The sequence below is a fragment of the Aeromonas intestinalis genome (assembly GCF_054052485.1).
This window is the reverse complement of sequence record NZ_JBSTYK010000009.1, coordinates 87044-101295: the sequence shown is the minus strand read 5'-3', so window position 1 is coordinate 101295 and position 14252 is coordinate 87044. Positions and strand designations below refer to the sequence as shown.

13 protein-coding genes are annotated in these 14252 nt (G+C 61.9%); 6 read left to right on the top strand and 7 right to left on the bottom strand.

Annotated features, from left to right (window positions below; all coding sequences use genetic code 11):
- Window positions 1-216: 216 nt before the first annotated feature.
- Window positions 217-2673 (top strand): acyl-CoA dehydrogenase FadE, encoded by a 2457-nt coding sequence (fadE, locus tag ACW5W7_RS13180; RefSeq protein WP_456502007.1) that lies wholly within the window; start codon window positions 217-219, stop codon window positions 2671-2673.
- A gap of 178 nt (window positions 2674-2851) precedes the next feature.
- Window positions 2852-4369, top strand: coding sequence for an HD domain-containing phosphohydrolase (locus ACW5W7_RS13175; RefSeq protein WP_456502006.1), 1518 nt, complete (start codon window positions 2852-2854; stop codon window positions 4367-4369).
- 60 nt (window positions 4370-4429) lie between these two features.
- Here the strand turns inward: ACW5W7_RS13175 and ACW5W7_RS13170 are convergent, their stop codons facing one another.
- Window positions 4430-5674 (bottom strand): TIGR03503 family protein, encoded by a 1245-nt coding sequence (locus ACW5W7_RS13170; RefSeq protein WP_456502005.1) that lies wholly within the window; start codon window positions 5672-5674, stop codon window positions 4430-4432.
- Entirely contained in the window at window positions 5671-6405 is a 735-nt protein-coding gene (gene dnaQ, locus ACW5W7_RS13165; RefSeq protein ID WP_349921626.1) for a DNA polymerase III subunit epsilon, read from the bottom strand. Before dnaQ ends, ACW5W7_RS13170 begins: the two co-directional genes overlap by 4 nt.
- Window positions 6406-6480: 75 nt before the next feature.
- On the opposite strand from dnaQ, the gene rnhA reads away from it, so the two are divergent.
- Window positions 6481-6945, top strand: a complete 465-nt coding sequence (rnhA, locus tag ACW5W7_RS13160) for a ribonuclease HI (RefSeq protein ID WP_349921625.1) — start codon at window positions 6481-6483, stop codon at window positions 6943-6945.
- 46 nt (window positions 6946-6991) lie between these two features.
- Here the strand turns inward: rnhA and ACW5W7_RS13155 are convergent, their stop codons facing one another.
- Window positions 6992-7714, bottom strand: coding sequence for a methyltransferase domain-containing protein (locus ACW5W7_RS13155; RefSeq protein ID WP_434666783.1), 723 nt, complete (start codon window positions 7712-7714; stop codon window positions 6992-6994).
- Window positions 7715-7795: 81 nt separating this feature from the next.
- On the opposite strand from ACW5W7_RS13155, the gene gloB reads away from it, so the two are divergent.
- Window positions 7796-8560, top strand: coding sequence for a hydroxyacylglutathione hydrolase (gloB, locus tag ACW5W7_RS13150; RefSeq protein WP_434666780.1), 765 nt, complete (start codon window positions 7796-7798; stop codon window positions 8558-8560).
- Between the two features lie 68 nt (window positions 8561-8628).
- Complete coding sequence (locus tag ACW5W7_RS13145) at window positions 8629-10176, top strand: LysM peptidoglycan-binding domain-containing protein (RefSeq protein ID WP_456502004.1); 1548 nt, start codon at window positions 8629-8631, stop codon at window positions 10174-10176.
- A gap of 69 nt (window positions 10177-10245) precedes the next feature.
- Here ACW5W7_RS13145 and ACW5W7_RS13140 read toward each other — a convergent pair whose 3' ends face one another.
- The gene (locus tag ACW5W7_RS13140; protein ID WP_349921621.1) at window positions 10246-11091 is read right to left on the bottom strand and encodes an endonuclease/exonuclease/phosphatase family protein; all 846 of its coding nucleotides are present in this window, start codon (window positions 11089-11091) and stop codon (window positions 10246-10248) included.
- A gap of 111 nt (window positions 11092-11202) precedes the next feature.
- Between ACW5W7_RS13140 and ACW5W7_RS13135 the strand changes: the two genes are divergently transcribed.
- Window positions 11203-11427: a hypothetical protein gene (locus tag ACW5W7_RS13135; RefSeq protein WP_349921620.1), complete on the top strand. Its 225-nt coding sequence runs from the start codon at window positions 11203-11205 to the stop codon at window positions 11425-11427.
- 6 nt (window positions 11428-11433) lie between these two features.
- On the opposite strand, the gene yciA is transcribed toward ACW5W7_RS13135, so the two are convergent.
- From yciA to ACW5W7_RS13120, 3 genes are all read right to left on the bottom strand, one after another.
- Complete coding sequence (yciA, locus tag ACW5W7_RS13130; RefSeq protein ID WP_349921619.1) at window positions 11434-11832, bottom strand: acyl-CoA thioester hydrolase YciA; 399 nt, start codon at window positions 11830-11832, stop codon at window positions 11434-11436.
- 205 nt (window positions 11833-12037) lie between these two features.
- A complete protein-coding gene (locus ACW5W7_RS13125; RefSeq protein WP_456502003.1) occupies window positions 12038-12847 on the bottom strand; it encodes an NAD-dependent epimerase/dehydratase family protein in 810 nt (269 codons plus the stop codon).
- Between the two features lie 247 nt (window positions 12848-13094).
- Window positions 13095-14093, bottom strand: coding sequence for a LacI family DNA-binding transcriptional regulator (locus ACW5W7_RS13120; protein ID WP_349921617.1), 999 nt, complete (start codon window positions 14091-14093; stop codon window positions 13095-13097).
- Window positions 14094-14252 lie beyond the last annotated feature (159 nt).

Here is a 14252-nt window from a genome sequence, read left to right as displayed (position 1 = left end):
GTTGCCCCATTGTCGCACAAGCTGATCCCGCCGTCGCCCCCCTGCCCTGGCAAGCGCGCAGGAAAGCAGAGCGTTAGCTGGCTCACACCCGGAAGGTAACCAGCTTGTAAACAGCTTGATAATTTTGTGCCCATGAATTACAACAGAGGCCACATCCAACAGGTCAGACCTCTGGATCAGTTCAATCAACCTGGCAACTCATTCAAGGAGCGAAAAATGACGACGACCCTCACTCTGCTCGGAGTGATCCTGGTGATCGGCGCCATGGCTTATCGCCGTGCGTCCCTGTTCACCGCCACGCTGGCCACGGCGGTAGCCCTGGTTATCGGCACCTTCTATGGCCATGTCCCCTTGCTGGTGTGGGCACTGTTTGCGGTAGTCGCCATCCCGCTCAACCTGGTGGAGTTTCGCCGCAACCAGCTGACCAAACCCCTGTTCAAGATCTACAAATCCATCATGCCGGAGATGTCCCGCACCGAGAAGGAAGCCATCGAGGCTGGCACCACCTGGTGGGAAGCGGACCTGTTTGCCGGCAATCCAAACTGGAAGAAGCTGCACGCCATTCCGGTCGCCACCCTCAGTGCCGAGGAGCAGGCCTTCATGGACGGCCCGGTGGAAGACGTGTGCCGCATGGTCAATGACTGGGAAGTGACCCACGAGCGCGCGGACCTCTCCCCCGAGGTGTGGCAGTACCTGAAGGATCACAAGTTCTTCGCCATGATCATCAAGAAGAAGTACGGCGGGCTGGAATTCTCCGCCTATGCCCAGTCCTGCGTGCTGCAGAAACTCTGTGGCGCCAGTGCCGTGCTCGCCTCCACCGTCGGTGTGCCCAACTCCCTCGGCCCGGGTGAGTTGCTGCAGCACTACGGCACCGAGGAGCAGAAAGACCACTACCTGCCCCGTCTGGCCATCGGCAAGGAGATCCCCTGCTTCGCCCTGACCAGCCCGGAAGCAGGCTCCGACGCCGGTTCCATCCCCGATTTTGGCATCGTCTGCAAGGGCGAATGGGAAGGGGAAGAGGTGCTCGGCATGCGCCTGACCTGGAACAAGCGCTACATCACCCTGGCCCCCATCGCCACCGTGCTCGGTCTCGCCTTCAAGCTGCGTGACCCCGACCATTTGCTGGGTGAAGAAGAGGAGCTCGGCATCACCTGCGCCCTGATCCCGACCCACATCGAGGGCGTCGAGATCGGTCGCCGCCACTTCCCGCTGAACGTGCCGTTCCAGAACGGCCCGACCCGCGGCGAGGAGGTGTTCGTGCCGCTGGACTTCATCATCGGCGGCCCGGCCATGGCCGGCCAGGGCTGGCGCATGCTGGTGGAGTGCCTCTCCGTCGGCCGCGGCATCACCCTGCCCTCCAACAGCACCGGCGGCGTCAAGATGCTGGCCCTGGCCACCGGCGCCTACAGCCGTATCCGTCGTCAGTTCAAGCTGCCCATCGGCAAGATGGAAGGCATCGAGGAGCCCCTGGCACGCCTCGGCGGCAACGCCTACATCATGGGCGCCGCCGCCAAGTTGACGGTGACCGGCATCGATCTGGGGGAGAAGCCCTCGGTCATCTCCGCCATCGTCAAGTACCACCTCACCGACCGTGCCCAGAAGTGCATCATCGATGCCATGGACATCCACGGCGGCAAGGCCATCTGCATGGGGCCGAACAACTATCTGGCGCGTGGCTATCAAGGCGCCCCCATCGCCGTCACGGTGGAAGGGGCCAACATCCTGACCCGCAGCATGATCATCTACGGTCAGGGGGCCATCCGCTGCCATCCCTATGTGCTGCCGGAGATGCTGGCAGCCAGCCACCCGGATCAGGACGTGGCGCTCAAAGCCTTCGACAAGGCGGTGTTCAGCCACGTGGGCTTCGCCATCAGCAACCTGGTACGCAGCTTCTGGCTGGGTCTCACCGGTGCCCGCTTCGCCGGCGCGCCGTACAAGGATCAGACCAAGGGCTACTACCAGCAGCTCTCCCGCCTGTCCGCCAACCTGGCCTTCCTGTCCGACATGGCCATGGGCACCCTGGGGGGCGAACTCAAGCGCAAGGAGCGCGTCTCCGCTCGTCTCGGCGATGTACTGAGCCAGCTCTACCTCGCCTCCAGCGCCCTCAAGCGCTTCCAGGACGAGGGCCGTCAGCAGGCGGATCTGCCGCTGCTGCACTGGGCGCTGCAAGACGCCATGTTCAAGGCACAGGAGGCGATCGATGAGTTGCTGCGCAACTTCCCGAATCGCTGGATTGGATTGGCCCTTCGCGCAGTCGTGCTGCCGCTCGGCCGCGATCTGAAGCGCCCGTCCGACAAGCTGGACCAGCAGGTTGCCCGCTTGCTGCAAACCCCGAGTGCCACCCGTGACCGTCTGGCCGAGGGGCAGTACCTCACCCGCGAGGAGGGCAACCCCTTCGGCCTGCTGGAGCAGGCGCTGGATGACGTGCTGGCGGCGGAGCCTCTGTTCGACAAGATCTGCAAGGCGGAAGGTGCCAAACGCCCCTTCACCCAGCTGGACAAGGTCGCCGAGGCGGGTCTTGCACTCGGCGTCATCAACCAGAGCGAAGCCGAACTGCTGCGCCGCGCCGAACAGAGCCGTCTGCGCACCATCAACGTCGACGACTTCGACCCCGTCGATCTGGTCGCCAACAAGGCACTGTTTGAGCCTTCTGCCTATCACAGAGCGGCCTGAGCCCGAAGTTGAACCTCACAACGCCTCCCTTCGTGGAGGCGTTTTTCATGGCGGGCCAGCGGCGCAACAACCGCTGGAATAAAGAGAAGGAAGCGGGATCATAATTTGTTTATCAATCCGTTTCCTATCCTGAGTGAAGCAGTTAAGGTAAGCACAGAACCCAAGACAGGATTGCATAATGGATGATCAAATCCTGATTATTGATGACGACGATCTGGAGCAGCCCAGTCCCCCCCTTCCCGGCTGGAAGGTGATGATCGTGGACGATGAGCCCGAAGTGCATCGCATCACCAAGATCACCCTGAGCAAGTTCGAATTCGACGGCAAACCCATCGACTTCTTGCATGCCTACTCGGCCGCCGAGGCCAAAGCCCTGCTCGCCAACACCCCGGATCTCGCCCTCCTGCTGCTGGACGTGGTCATGGAGGCCGACCATGCCGGTCTGGAGGTGGTGAAGTTCGTGCGGGGGGAGCTGCAAAACAAGATGGTGCGCATCGTGCTGCGTACCGGTCAGCCCGGGCAGGCGCCGGAAGATGACGTCGTCGCCAACTACGATATCAACGATTACAAGGACAAGACCGAGCTCACCTCCCAGAAGCTGCGCACCTTGCTGCGGGCCAGCCTGCGCTCCTATCGGGACATTCGTGCGCTGGAGAGCAACCGCCAGGGACTGGAGAAGGTGATCGAGGCCTCCAAGGGGATCTTCGAGCAGCGAGCCCTGCGCCAGTTTGTCGAGGGCGCCCAGACCCAGCTCAGCGCCCTGCTCAATCTGGAAGAGTCCCAGATCTACGACGTGAAGCATCTGGCCTACGAGGTGCGGGATCAGGTGCTCGAGCCCCTGCTCAGCGACGGCCCCGCCCTGCGTCTTAGCGAGGCGCCGGCCATACTGCGTCACGCCATGACCAAGGGAGCCAACGTCTACGACGGCAACCAGCTGGTGCTCTACTGCCAGAATGCCCGCCACCACCTCCTGTTCCACATCGAGACCAGCCGCCCCCTCAACCAGATGGATACCGGCCTGCTGAGCCTGTTCACCGAAAACATCATAGTGGCGCTGGAGAACATCCGGCTCAACGAGGTGATCGGCGACAACCAGCGGGAGATCATCTATCGCATCGGCGAGCTGGTGGAGACCCGCTCCAAGGAGTCCGGCCTGCACGTCAAGCGGGTGGCGCTCTATACCGAGCTGTTCTGCCAGTTGCTCGGCATGCAGGAGGAGCGCTGCGAGCTCATCAAGCGCGCCTCCCCCCTGCACGACATCGGCAAGGTGGGCATTCCCGACGCCATCTTGCACAAACCGGGCAAACTCACCCCCGAGGAGTGGGAGATCATGAAGACCCATGCCCAGCTCGGGCAGGACATGCTCTCCGGCAGCGATCTGGCGCTGTTCCAGATAGGTGCCACCATCGCCGGCAGCCACCACGAGAAATGGAACGGCAGCGGCTACCCCCGTGGGCTCGGCGGCGAGGCCATCCCGCTGGAGGGGCGCATCGTCGCTCTGGCCGATGTGTTCGACGCCCTGGGATCGGATCGCTGCTACAAGAAAGCCTGGCCACAGGATCAGGTGCTGGCGCTGATCGAAGCCGAGCGTGGTCAGCACTTCGACCCCCAGCTGGTGGATCTGATGCTGGCCAACCTGGACAAGTTCCTCGAGATCCGCGATCAATACAAGGACACCTACCTCGGGGAACATTGAGACCTTCTGAAACGCGCAATGAAAAAGCCGCCCATCGGGCGGCTTTTTCGCAAACAGACCTTACTGCTGCGGCAGGTTCAGATCCAGCTTGGGCACAGGGGGGGCGGCATTGTCGCTTTGCGCCTTCTGCGCGGCCATCGCCTTGTGCAGGGTGCGACGTTTTTGCAGCAACAGGAAACCGGCGCCTCCCAGCAGAAGCAGGAGCACGGCCCCGCCACCGAGGGCCCAGGGCAGCCAGGCACGGCTCTCTCGCTCCTCGAACTTGACCGGCTTGGGCGCCGGCGCGGCAGAAGGCGTGGGGGCCAGCACCGGCAAGATGTTGAACGACTTGACCGGCAGCTGCAGCTGGATCTCGCGTCCGAGGCGGGTCGTACCAAACAGAGTGGTCTCCACCTTGTATTGTCCCATCGCCTTGAGCCCGGACAGATCGATGCGCACGTCAGGGCCGCTCGCCACGGCATTGAAAACCTGTCGCTCCCCGGTCGCGCTCGCCGCCTTGCCCTGGATGACCACGGACGCAGGATCCAGCTCCTCCCCGTCGATGTGCAGGGCGATACTGGCCCCCGCCTCACCCGAGGGCGTCGTCAGGGTATAGCTCACCGGCATGGGATAAAGCAGAACCTGCTGTGACTGGGCGCGGGTGAACACCTGATTGCCCGTGCTGTAGAGCGCACGGTACTTGCCCGCCGGCACCTCCACCACCGCCTCGGCGGTCAGGATACCGTCCCCTGGCCGCTCATCGAGCCCCTTGCCGTCATCGAGATAGTGTCCGAGCGTCTCCTCCAGCACGGGTTCCCCGCTCTGGCTGTCGTCGCCAAATTGCTGCAGCCGCACCGTCATGCCGAGATCCGTGAGGTAGTAGCCAGCATCGGGAGCCGCGCCATCGATCAGCAGGCGGGATTCGAGCTTGATGCGCTCCCCCTGATAGAGACGGGCCGGCAGCGGCTTGCTCTCAAGCCGGATATCGGTCAACAGGCGTACCCGGTTGTCCGGATCCACCGCGCCGATGGCCTGCCAGGGGCCCGGCATGGGATCACGCACGGTGACGAGATCCTGCTGTGGCAGTGCCAGCCAGCCCACATCGGGAGGGGCCACCTTGCCCGCGTAGAGCTTGCTGCCATCGGGCCGCACCAGGATCACCGAGGGGGTACCCGGCTGACGTTTGATGATGAAGGTAATCTCCTTCACCCCGTAATCGATGCGAAACCGGTTGTCGAGCAAGGGGACATCGGAAGGGGCAAACACCTCGTTGGCCGCTACTCCGCACGAAGCCAGCAACAGCAGGCTGCCCCAGAATCTGCTCATTGCCGCCACAGGCAGGCTCCTCCCTTTTTTTGCACCAGATCGAGGCGCGACTCATGGGTCGCGACCACCTCGTCGCTGGCGCGGATCACCCGCAGAGGGGCTCTATCGTCCGCCAGTCGGCGAATGCTGGTGTCTTGATTGCTGTCGCTTTCACTGCTCTCGCTGGCCAGATTGAGCTTGGTCTGGCCACCGGTCATCAGCAGGTAGACGTCCGCCAGGATCTCCGCATCCAACAAGGCCCCGTGCAGGGTACGGTGAGAGTTGTCGATGCCGTAGCGATCGCACAGGACGTCCAGGTTGTTGCGCTTGCCGGGGAAGAGATCCCGCGCCATCGCCAGGGTATCCGTGATGCCGCAGATGTCCGCCGTCTTGAAACCCAGGCCGAGCTTGCTGAACTCGTAGTCCATGAAGCTCACGTCGAAAGGCGCATTGTGGGCGATGAGCTCGGCGCCGCGAATGAACGCGATGAAGTCGTCCGCTATCTGGCTGAACGCGGGTTTGTCCGCCAGGAAGGCATCCGTGATGCCGTGCACCGCGATGGCCTCGGGGTCCACCAGCCGATCCGGTTTGATATAGACATGGAAATGGTTGCCGGTCAGCTTGCGGTTGATCACCTCCACACAGCCGATCTCGATGATGCGGTGGCCGAGGTAGACGGGACCGCCTGCCGTGTTCATACCTGTGGTTTCAGTATCCAGAATGATCTGGCGATTCAGTTGGGGTGTGCTCATGATCCAATCTATGTCAAACTTCAGCTTTGCTCGCTAGTTTACCCCAAGGCTCTGCCTAAAACAGATTGATTGCTCATGTTAAAACAGATTGATTTATTTACGGATGGTTCCTGCCTCGGCAACCCGGGCCCCGGCGGTTATGGCGCCGTCATGGTCTATGGCAAGCATCGCAAGGAGCTGGCGGGGGGTTACCGCCTCACCACCAACAACCGGATGGAGCTGATGGCGGCCATCATGGGGCTGCGTGCCCTCAATGAGCCCTGCCAGGTCAGACTCACCACCGACAGCCAGTATGTGCGCCAGGGGATCACCCAATGGATCATCGGCTGGAAGAAGAAAGGCTGGATGACGGCCAACCGTCAACCGGTCAAGAACGTCGATCTCTGGCAGGCGCTGGATGCGGAAGTGGCACGCCACCAGATCGAATGGCTCTGGGTCAAGGGTCACTCCGGCCACCCGGAGAACGAACGCTGCGACGAACTGGCCCGGGATGCGGCGAGCGGCAAGCAGCTGGCCGAAGACACCGGCTATCAGCCCTGAGCATCAGGGCAAAGATCCCCTGCCGCGACTCGACCTGAGTGGCGGCTTATCCGCCCTGGCGCGCCATCCCCGGTGCCGCCATCGAGTTTGGCAGACGCCAACGGCGGCGTACCGGCGTGATGGGGAAGCGCCGCTTGCGGGCGGCGATGACATAGACAGACGCCAGGGAACGGCAATAGTCCCGCCCCAGGCTCTCCCGCCACCAAGCTACCCGGCTCTGCCTGCCCATGAAGGAGAAGCCGAAACGCTCGTCGAACATCACCTCACACCCCAGCAGTTGCAACCAGTCCGTCACCCGGGCCGGGGTAAACATCCGTGCCGACCAGGGCAGGTGCTGGCGCATGAAGGGCACATAATGGCCGAGCCCCACCAGACTCGCGGGGTTGTAGCCGCTGACGATGAGCCAGCCATCGTCGGTCAGCACCCGCTCGGCCTCGCGCAACACCTGATGGGGATCCTGGGAAAAATCGAGACAGTGGGCGAGCAGGCAGGCATCCACGCTGGCACTGCGCACCGGCAGGGCGAGAGGATCCCCCACCATGTCCAGCGCCCTCCCTTCGGGGGCGATGCCTACCTGGTGGCGAATGGAGGAGTTGCCGCAGGAGAGTTCGGCGCTCAGGGCGCCAATTTTCAGCAGGTGATAGCCAAACAGATGCGGGCACCAGTTATCGAGGCGCTCCTGCAGTTCGGCGGCCACCCAGTCGCCCATGGGCAGCATCGACCAGCTGGTCGGGATCGCGATCTGTTGTTCGGTACGAGCCAGCTGCATAATGGGACCAATCCGGGGTGCGAATGCCATCCTGTTATATAAGATCCCTTCCACAAAGAGAACAGCAAGAGACACCGACCCATGTATAGCGTCATCACAATTCCCGCTTTCAACGACAACTACATCTGGTTGATCCGACACGAAAATCACTGCCTGGTTGTCGATCCGGGCGAGGCTGCGCCCGTGCTGGCACGGCTCGAGGCCCTGGGGCTGGAGCTCGATGCCATCCTGCTGACTCACCATCACAAAGATCATGTGGGTGGCGTGGGCGAACTGCTCGGCCAATTCCCCCACGCCCGCCTGTATGGCCCCAAACATGATCCCATGCCGGATCATCAGGGTCAGTGGCTGGAAGATGGCGACCAGATCGGCTGGCATGGCCTGAGCCTGGAGGTCATGCACGTCCCCGGCCACACCCTTGGTCACATCGCCTATTACGGCAACGGCATGCTGTTTTGCGGCGATACCCTGTTCTCCGCCGGTTGCGGCCGTCTGTTTGAAGGCACCCCGGCCCAGATGTACGCCTCCTTGCAACGGCTGGCGGCCCTGCCCGACGACACCCTCCTCTACTGTGCCCACGAGTACACCCTCTCCAACCTGCGTTTCGCTCACGCAGTGGAGCCGGACAACCCGGCGATCCAGCGCCAGATCGGGCTGATCAGCAAGCTGCGCCAACAGGGTCTGCCGAGTCTCCCCTCCCGTCTGGGAGATGAACGCCATTTCAACGTATTTATCCGCTGCGAGCAGGACTCAGTGAAATTTTCTGCTGAAAAATACGCCCTGAAATGCTTGGAAAATCCAGAGGATACCTTCGCCACCTTGCGTCGCTGGAAGGACGTTTTTTGAACAAACCTTGATCAGGGGGCGGTTGCCCCTTATGATGCGGGCTGTTTTTCCAATATGACCTGAGCGAGATGAAGCTACGAACGGCCTTATTGGCGGCGCTGTTTCTCAGCGGCTGTCAAAACCTGAGCCATCAGGATGACCGGGCGGTAACGGCAATCGAGCCGATCAAATCCCCCCAAGTCAGCAAGAAAACGTACAAGAAACACTCTTCCAGAATGCTGTTCGGCGACGAGCAGTTAGAAGAGATGGATGACACCGATAACCTGTGGGTGCGTATCAGCGACGATATGCAGCTGGACTCGCACGATAATGCCCGAGTCCGCCAGCAGCGTGATTGGTTACTGCGTAATGATAAGCATATGGCGACCATTGCCAGCCGGGCTGAGCCCTACCTGTATCTGATGGTAGAGGAAATCGAACGGCGTGAGCTGCCAATGGAGCTTATTACCATCCCCATGATCGAGAGCATGTTCGATCCCAATGCCCGCTCCCGCAGCAATGCGGTCGGTCTTTGGCAGTTCGTTCCTGCGACCGGCAAGAACTTTGGCCTGCGCCACGACAACTGGTATGACGGTCGTCGCGATGTGATTGCGTCCACCAACGCCGCGCTGGACTATCTGGAGTACCTGAACCGTTTCTTCGACGGTGACTGGCTACAGACCATGGCCGCCTACAACGCAGGTGAAGGCCGGGTGCGCAACGCCATCATCCGCAACCAGAAGGCCGGTCGACCGACCGACTACTGGTCCCTGGACTTGCCCCGCGAGACCCGGATGTATGTGCCCAAGATCTTGGCCATGGCCGACATGATCCGCAACGCGGACAAGTACGATGTCACCCTGCCGGTGCTGGCCAACAAGCCGCAACTGCGGACCATCAACACCGGTGGCCAGATCGATCTGAACGTGGCGGCGCAACTGGCAGGGGTTTCGGCCTCCCAGCTGAAGGCACTCAATCCCGCGCTCAAGCGTGGCATGACCTCGCCCCGCGGCCCCTACAACCTGTTGGTGCCCGTCGAGTATGCCGACACCCTGGAGCTGGCCCTGGCCGATCTGCCCCAGCGTGAACGCAGCCGTGGCGTGCGCTCCTATCAGGTTACCAGCGGGGATACCCTGTCCCGCATCGCCCAGAATCACGGGGTGAGCGTGCAGCAGCTCAAGCTGGCCAACAACCTGCGCAGCAACAACCTGCGCCGTGGCCAGAGCCTGATCATCCCCAATGGCGGCAAGGCCATGGTGAGCCAGGCCGCCCAGAGCAAGCCGCAGCAGCTCGCCAGCACCGGTGGCAACAAGATCCAGTATCAGGTGCGCTCCGGCGACAACCTGTGGAGCATCAGCCAAGCGCACGGGGTCACCCACGCCGATCTGGCCAAGTGGAACGGCCTGAACGCCAAGTCGGCCCTGAAGCCTGGCATGAAGCTGGTGGTCTGGCCGAAGCAGGGCAAGGGCAGCAACAAGTCCATGGTCTATCAGGTGCGCCGCGGAGACTCGCTCTCCTCCATCGCAGCCCGCTTCCAGGTCGCCGTCAACGATGTGATGCGCTGGAACCAGCTTGGCAAGAGCGACTACCTCAAGCCGGGCCAGGAGCTGACCCTGTTCGTGAAGAACAACAGCTGATGGCTGAAGCCGGATAAAAAAATACCCCGCCTGGTGCGGGGTATTTTTTTGTCTGCCATCCGGCGAGCCTTAGGGTGTAATGGCCTGGGCCGCGAAGCGCGCCATGATGGGATTGTGATCCGAGGCATCGGTAGCCGGCGAGCTCACCTCCACCAGATCCAGATTGCGGTAGTAGAGGTGATCCAGCGGGCGGCCGAAGGCGGTACGGCGCAAGTCCGGCACCGGGATGGCCTCCTGCAGACCGAGTTCGCCCACCAGCTTGTTCAGCCAGTATTCCCGCTTGTCGCTCCAGGTGTTGAAATCCCCGGCCAGGATCACCGGCCCTTGGTGGCGATGGACCAGCGCGGTCAGGTCGTTGATCTGCTCGCGGAAGGTCGCCATGCCGAGTTCGAAGTTGACCGCATGCAGGTTCACCACCAGTACGCCATCCGGATCCCCCTGCAGGGGATAGAGGCTCACCAGACCGGACTTGGGGATGCGCAGCAGGGGCTCGGGGGAGCGCACGCCGCAGACGAAGGCCTGGGGCGTCTTGGCCACCGTCATCACCCCGAAGGAGACACCGCCCTGGGTGAAGGCCTGCAGCTGTTGCCACTGGAAGTCCCCGCGCTTCAGCCAGTCCAGCATCTCGGGCCGGGTGGCGGACTCTTGCAGTAGCACCAGATCCTGGGATTTGGCATACTCATCCAGCCCTTCCTGCCAGTTTTTACGCTGCCCTTTGTACAGATTCCAGACGGTAATGCCAAATTCTCGAGGTAAAGCAGTGGATGCCAGTGCCACCAGCGGTGGTTTGTTACAGCTCATGCCGGGCACTATGCCCGCCGCCGTCACCAGATGATCCTGATCCGGCACCTCGAAACAGCCGACCAGCCCCAGCGTCAGCAGGGAGGTCCCCAGAATGCGATAACTATTTTTCATTGGCTAACAACCACCTGCCTCTGCAAGGCGCCACGACCATCACAAATGTCATGAACGCCGACTAGTCTCATTATTCGTGTCCGGCCCGACTCATCCATGAGGGATCCCGCAATGGCGAGACAGCACCAGTACTGCGTGACATTTTACGATCAACAAGGAACTTGTCATCAAGTGGAGCTTTCCACCATCTATCAGATCAGGCGGGATCCCCAGTGCGATCTCTGCCTGTTCGACACCTTCCAGTGCGTCGGCTCGGAAGAGATGCTGGAGCGCATGATACGGCAAAAAACCGGGCTTGAGCAGGAAATATCCATTATCAGCGCCCGGCTTGCCTGAACCGGATCAGACCGGCACGGGCCGGGATTTCCCCTGATCGTCGATGGCGACATAGGTAAATACCCCTTCGGTCACGCAGTAACGCTGGGCTTCGTTCTCCCGCAGCACCGGTTTGACCCAGACCTCCAGCTTCAGCCGCATGGAGCTGCGTCCCACCTTCAGGCAACGCCCGTAGCAGCACACCACGTCTCCGACCTTGACAGGGCTGTGGAAGGTCATGCCCTCGACCGAGACGGTACAGATGCGCCCCTTTGCCAGCTCCTTGGCCATGATGCCCCCACCTATATCCATCTGGGACATGATCCAGCCCCCGAAGATATCGCCATTGGGGTTGGTATCGGCTGGCATCGCCAGGGTTCTCAGCAACAGTTCACCATCGGGGTGACGCAGGGTATCGACCATCATTACGGCTCTCTATGATGTGGGGAAAGGTGCCACGATGCAGGATGTTATTGACGTCATCCGGCCCGCATCATGGCCACACACTCACTATGGATGCGGCATGATAGGGGGGGAGCCTGCCCTTGGCAAATCGCGATTGCCCCGAAGCGGACGCGCGCCGGGCAGATGGGGCATAGCAGATAATATTGAGCCCCACCGATTCCCCTCCTTATTGTGCTGCCGGATCCGCAAACCAGTGGGCGGGATCGGGCCAGCGATAGACGAAGCCGAGCCGCTCGCAGATCCGCTGCCCCTCGATGGGAGCAAAGTCGCCGCGAGGCTCGGTAAAGAGCGGCGGCGTCAGCCCGAGCAGGCGGGACGCGAAGGGATAGAGCTGTTCCCGGCGCGGGTGGACGGGGGCGCTCAGGTTGTAGGCATCCCCATCCTCTCCCTTGTCCAGCATCAGCACACAGGCGGCGATGACGTCGTCCAGATGCACCAGGTTCACTGCCTGCCCTCCCCCCGCCAACGTCTTGCCCGCGAGGAAGCGACCGGGATGCCTGTCCGGCCCATAGAGGCCGGCGGGGCGCAGCACCATGGCGCACTCAAACCCGGCGGCCAGCACGGCTCGCTCGGCGGCCAGCATCCGCTCCCCCCGCTCATGGAGCGGACGCGGCGACTCTGCTTCCGTCTGTCCTGGACGCCACACCGAGGTGGCGCCGATGAACAGCACCCTTTGCGTGCCCGCCTCCAGGGCCAGCTGGCAGAGTCTGGTCAGCGCGGCCGGGTAATCCTCGGTCTTGCTCGGTGGCACGCAGACCACCAGCTCATGACAGCGAAAGGGCAAGGGTTCCGCCATGTCGGGGGCCAGTCGCACGGACCAGGCGTCGATGCCCTCGGCGCATAGCCGCGCGGCCTTCTCGGCCGAGCTTACCGTCACCGCGACCGATTGACCCCGCTCCTGCAGCGTCTTCGCCAGCGGCCATCCCAGCCAACCCGCTCCCACTATCCCCGTCTGATATTCAGGCTTTGTCGTCATCGCTAACATCTCGGCAAAAAAAAAACGGCCATCGTATGATGACCGTCGAAAGTAACGAAGGAAATAGCTGGATTAACCAGTTACCTCCCACAGCGGGAAAATCGGGAGCGCACGCTCCTAATTCGTGGGGCCTATGCTAGTGGCAGCGCGGGCAAAAAGCTTTGAAGCCGATCACAGTTGAAAAGGATTTCTGAAAGCGCTTTCAATTCGATGCAAAAAAGTCGGCCCAGTTGGGGCCAACCTTCTCTCAGGCGACGGACTCCCGACTCACCAGCTCGGCTTCAAACTTCAGGACCAAGCCGTCTGCGGGTTTGTGATCGAGCAGCCGCAACGCGAGCTCGGCGGCCCGCTCCCCCATCTCCTCGATGGGATAGCGCACCGTGGTGAGCTTGGGGTAGATGTAGCGGGCATAGGGAATGTCATCGAAACCGACCACGGACACCTGCTGCGGTATCTTGTAGCCCCGCTCCAGCAGACAGGAGATGGCCCCCGCCACCATGGCATCGTTGAAGCCGAGCACGGCGCTGAATTCGACACCCCGCTCCAGCAGTTCGCCCATGGCCACATAACCGCCCTTCTCGTCGGCAAAGGCGCGACCGATGAGAGAAGGATCCAGCTCGATGCCCGCCCGCTGCAGAGCGACGCGATAGCCCGCCATCCGCTGCTGACCGTCGACGAAGTCTTCATCGTCCGAGGTGACAAAGGCAATCTTGCGGTGTCCCGCATCCAGCAGATGCTGGCACGCCGTGGTGATCCCCGCCTGGTTGTCCAGCCAGACACAGCGATCCTCGCAGCCCGGCACCTGGCGGTTGATGAAGACGATGGGGGTGGACCCCGCCGCCAGCTCGCTCAGCTCTTCGTCCGGCAGCGCCTTGCTGTGCAGGATCAGGGCATCGCACTGGCGCTGCAACAGGGCCTGGATAGCGTGGCGCTCACGGGCCGCATCGTGGTTGCCGGAGACAACGATGGTGAACTTGTTGGCCTGATCGACCACGCTCTCGATACCGCGCATCATCTGGGCGAAGAAGGGGCCCCCGCAGAGATCCCCCACCAGCACGCCGATGCAATTGGAACGTTTGCTCACCAGTGCCTGAGCGAAGCTGTTGGGGCGGAAACTCAGCTCCTTCATGGCCGCCAGCACGGCCTCACGCTTCTCGGGGGCGACCTGCGCCGTGTTGTTGATGACGCGCGACACCGTCGAAATGGACACATTAGCCAGCTGAGAAACGTCTTTGATCGTTGCCACTCTCAATTCCTTGGTTGTGAAGCCTGTAGGTGTTGATCGGGGCATTATATCGAACCTGTCAGACCAAGACGTGGCGCCCGATCACCTGGCAGGTTTCCTTTTGTAACAAAATCTTAAGGGATGATAACCATTTTGGGGGAACAATGGGAGGCAGCCGCC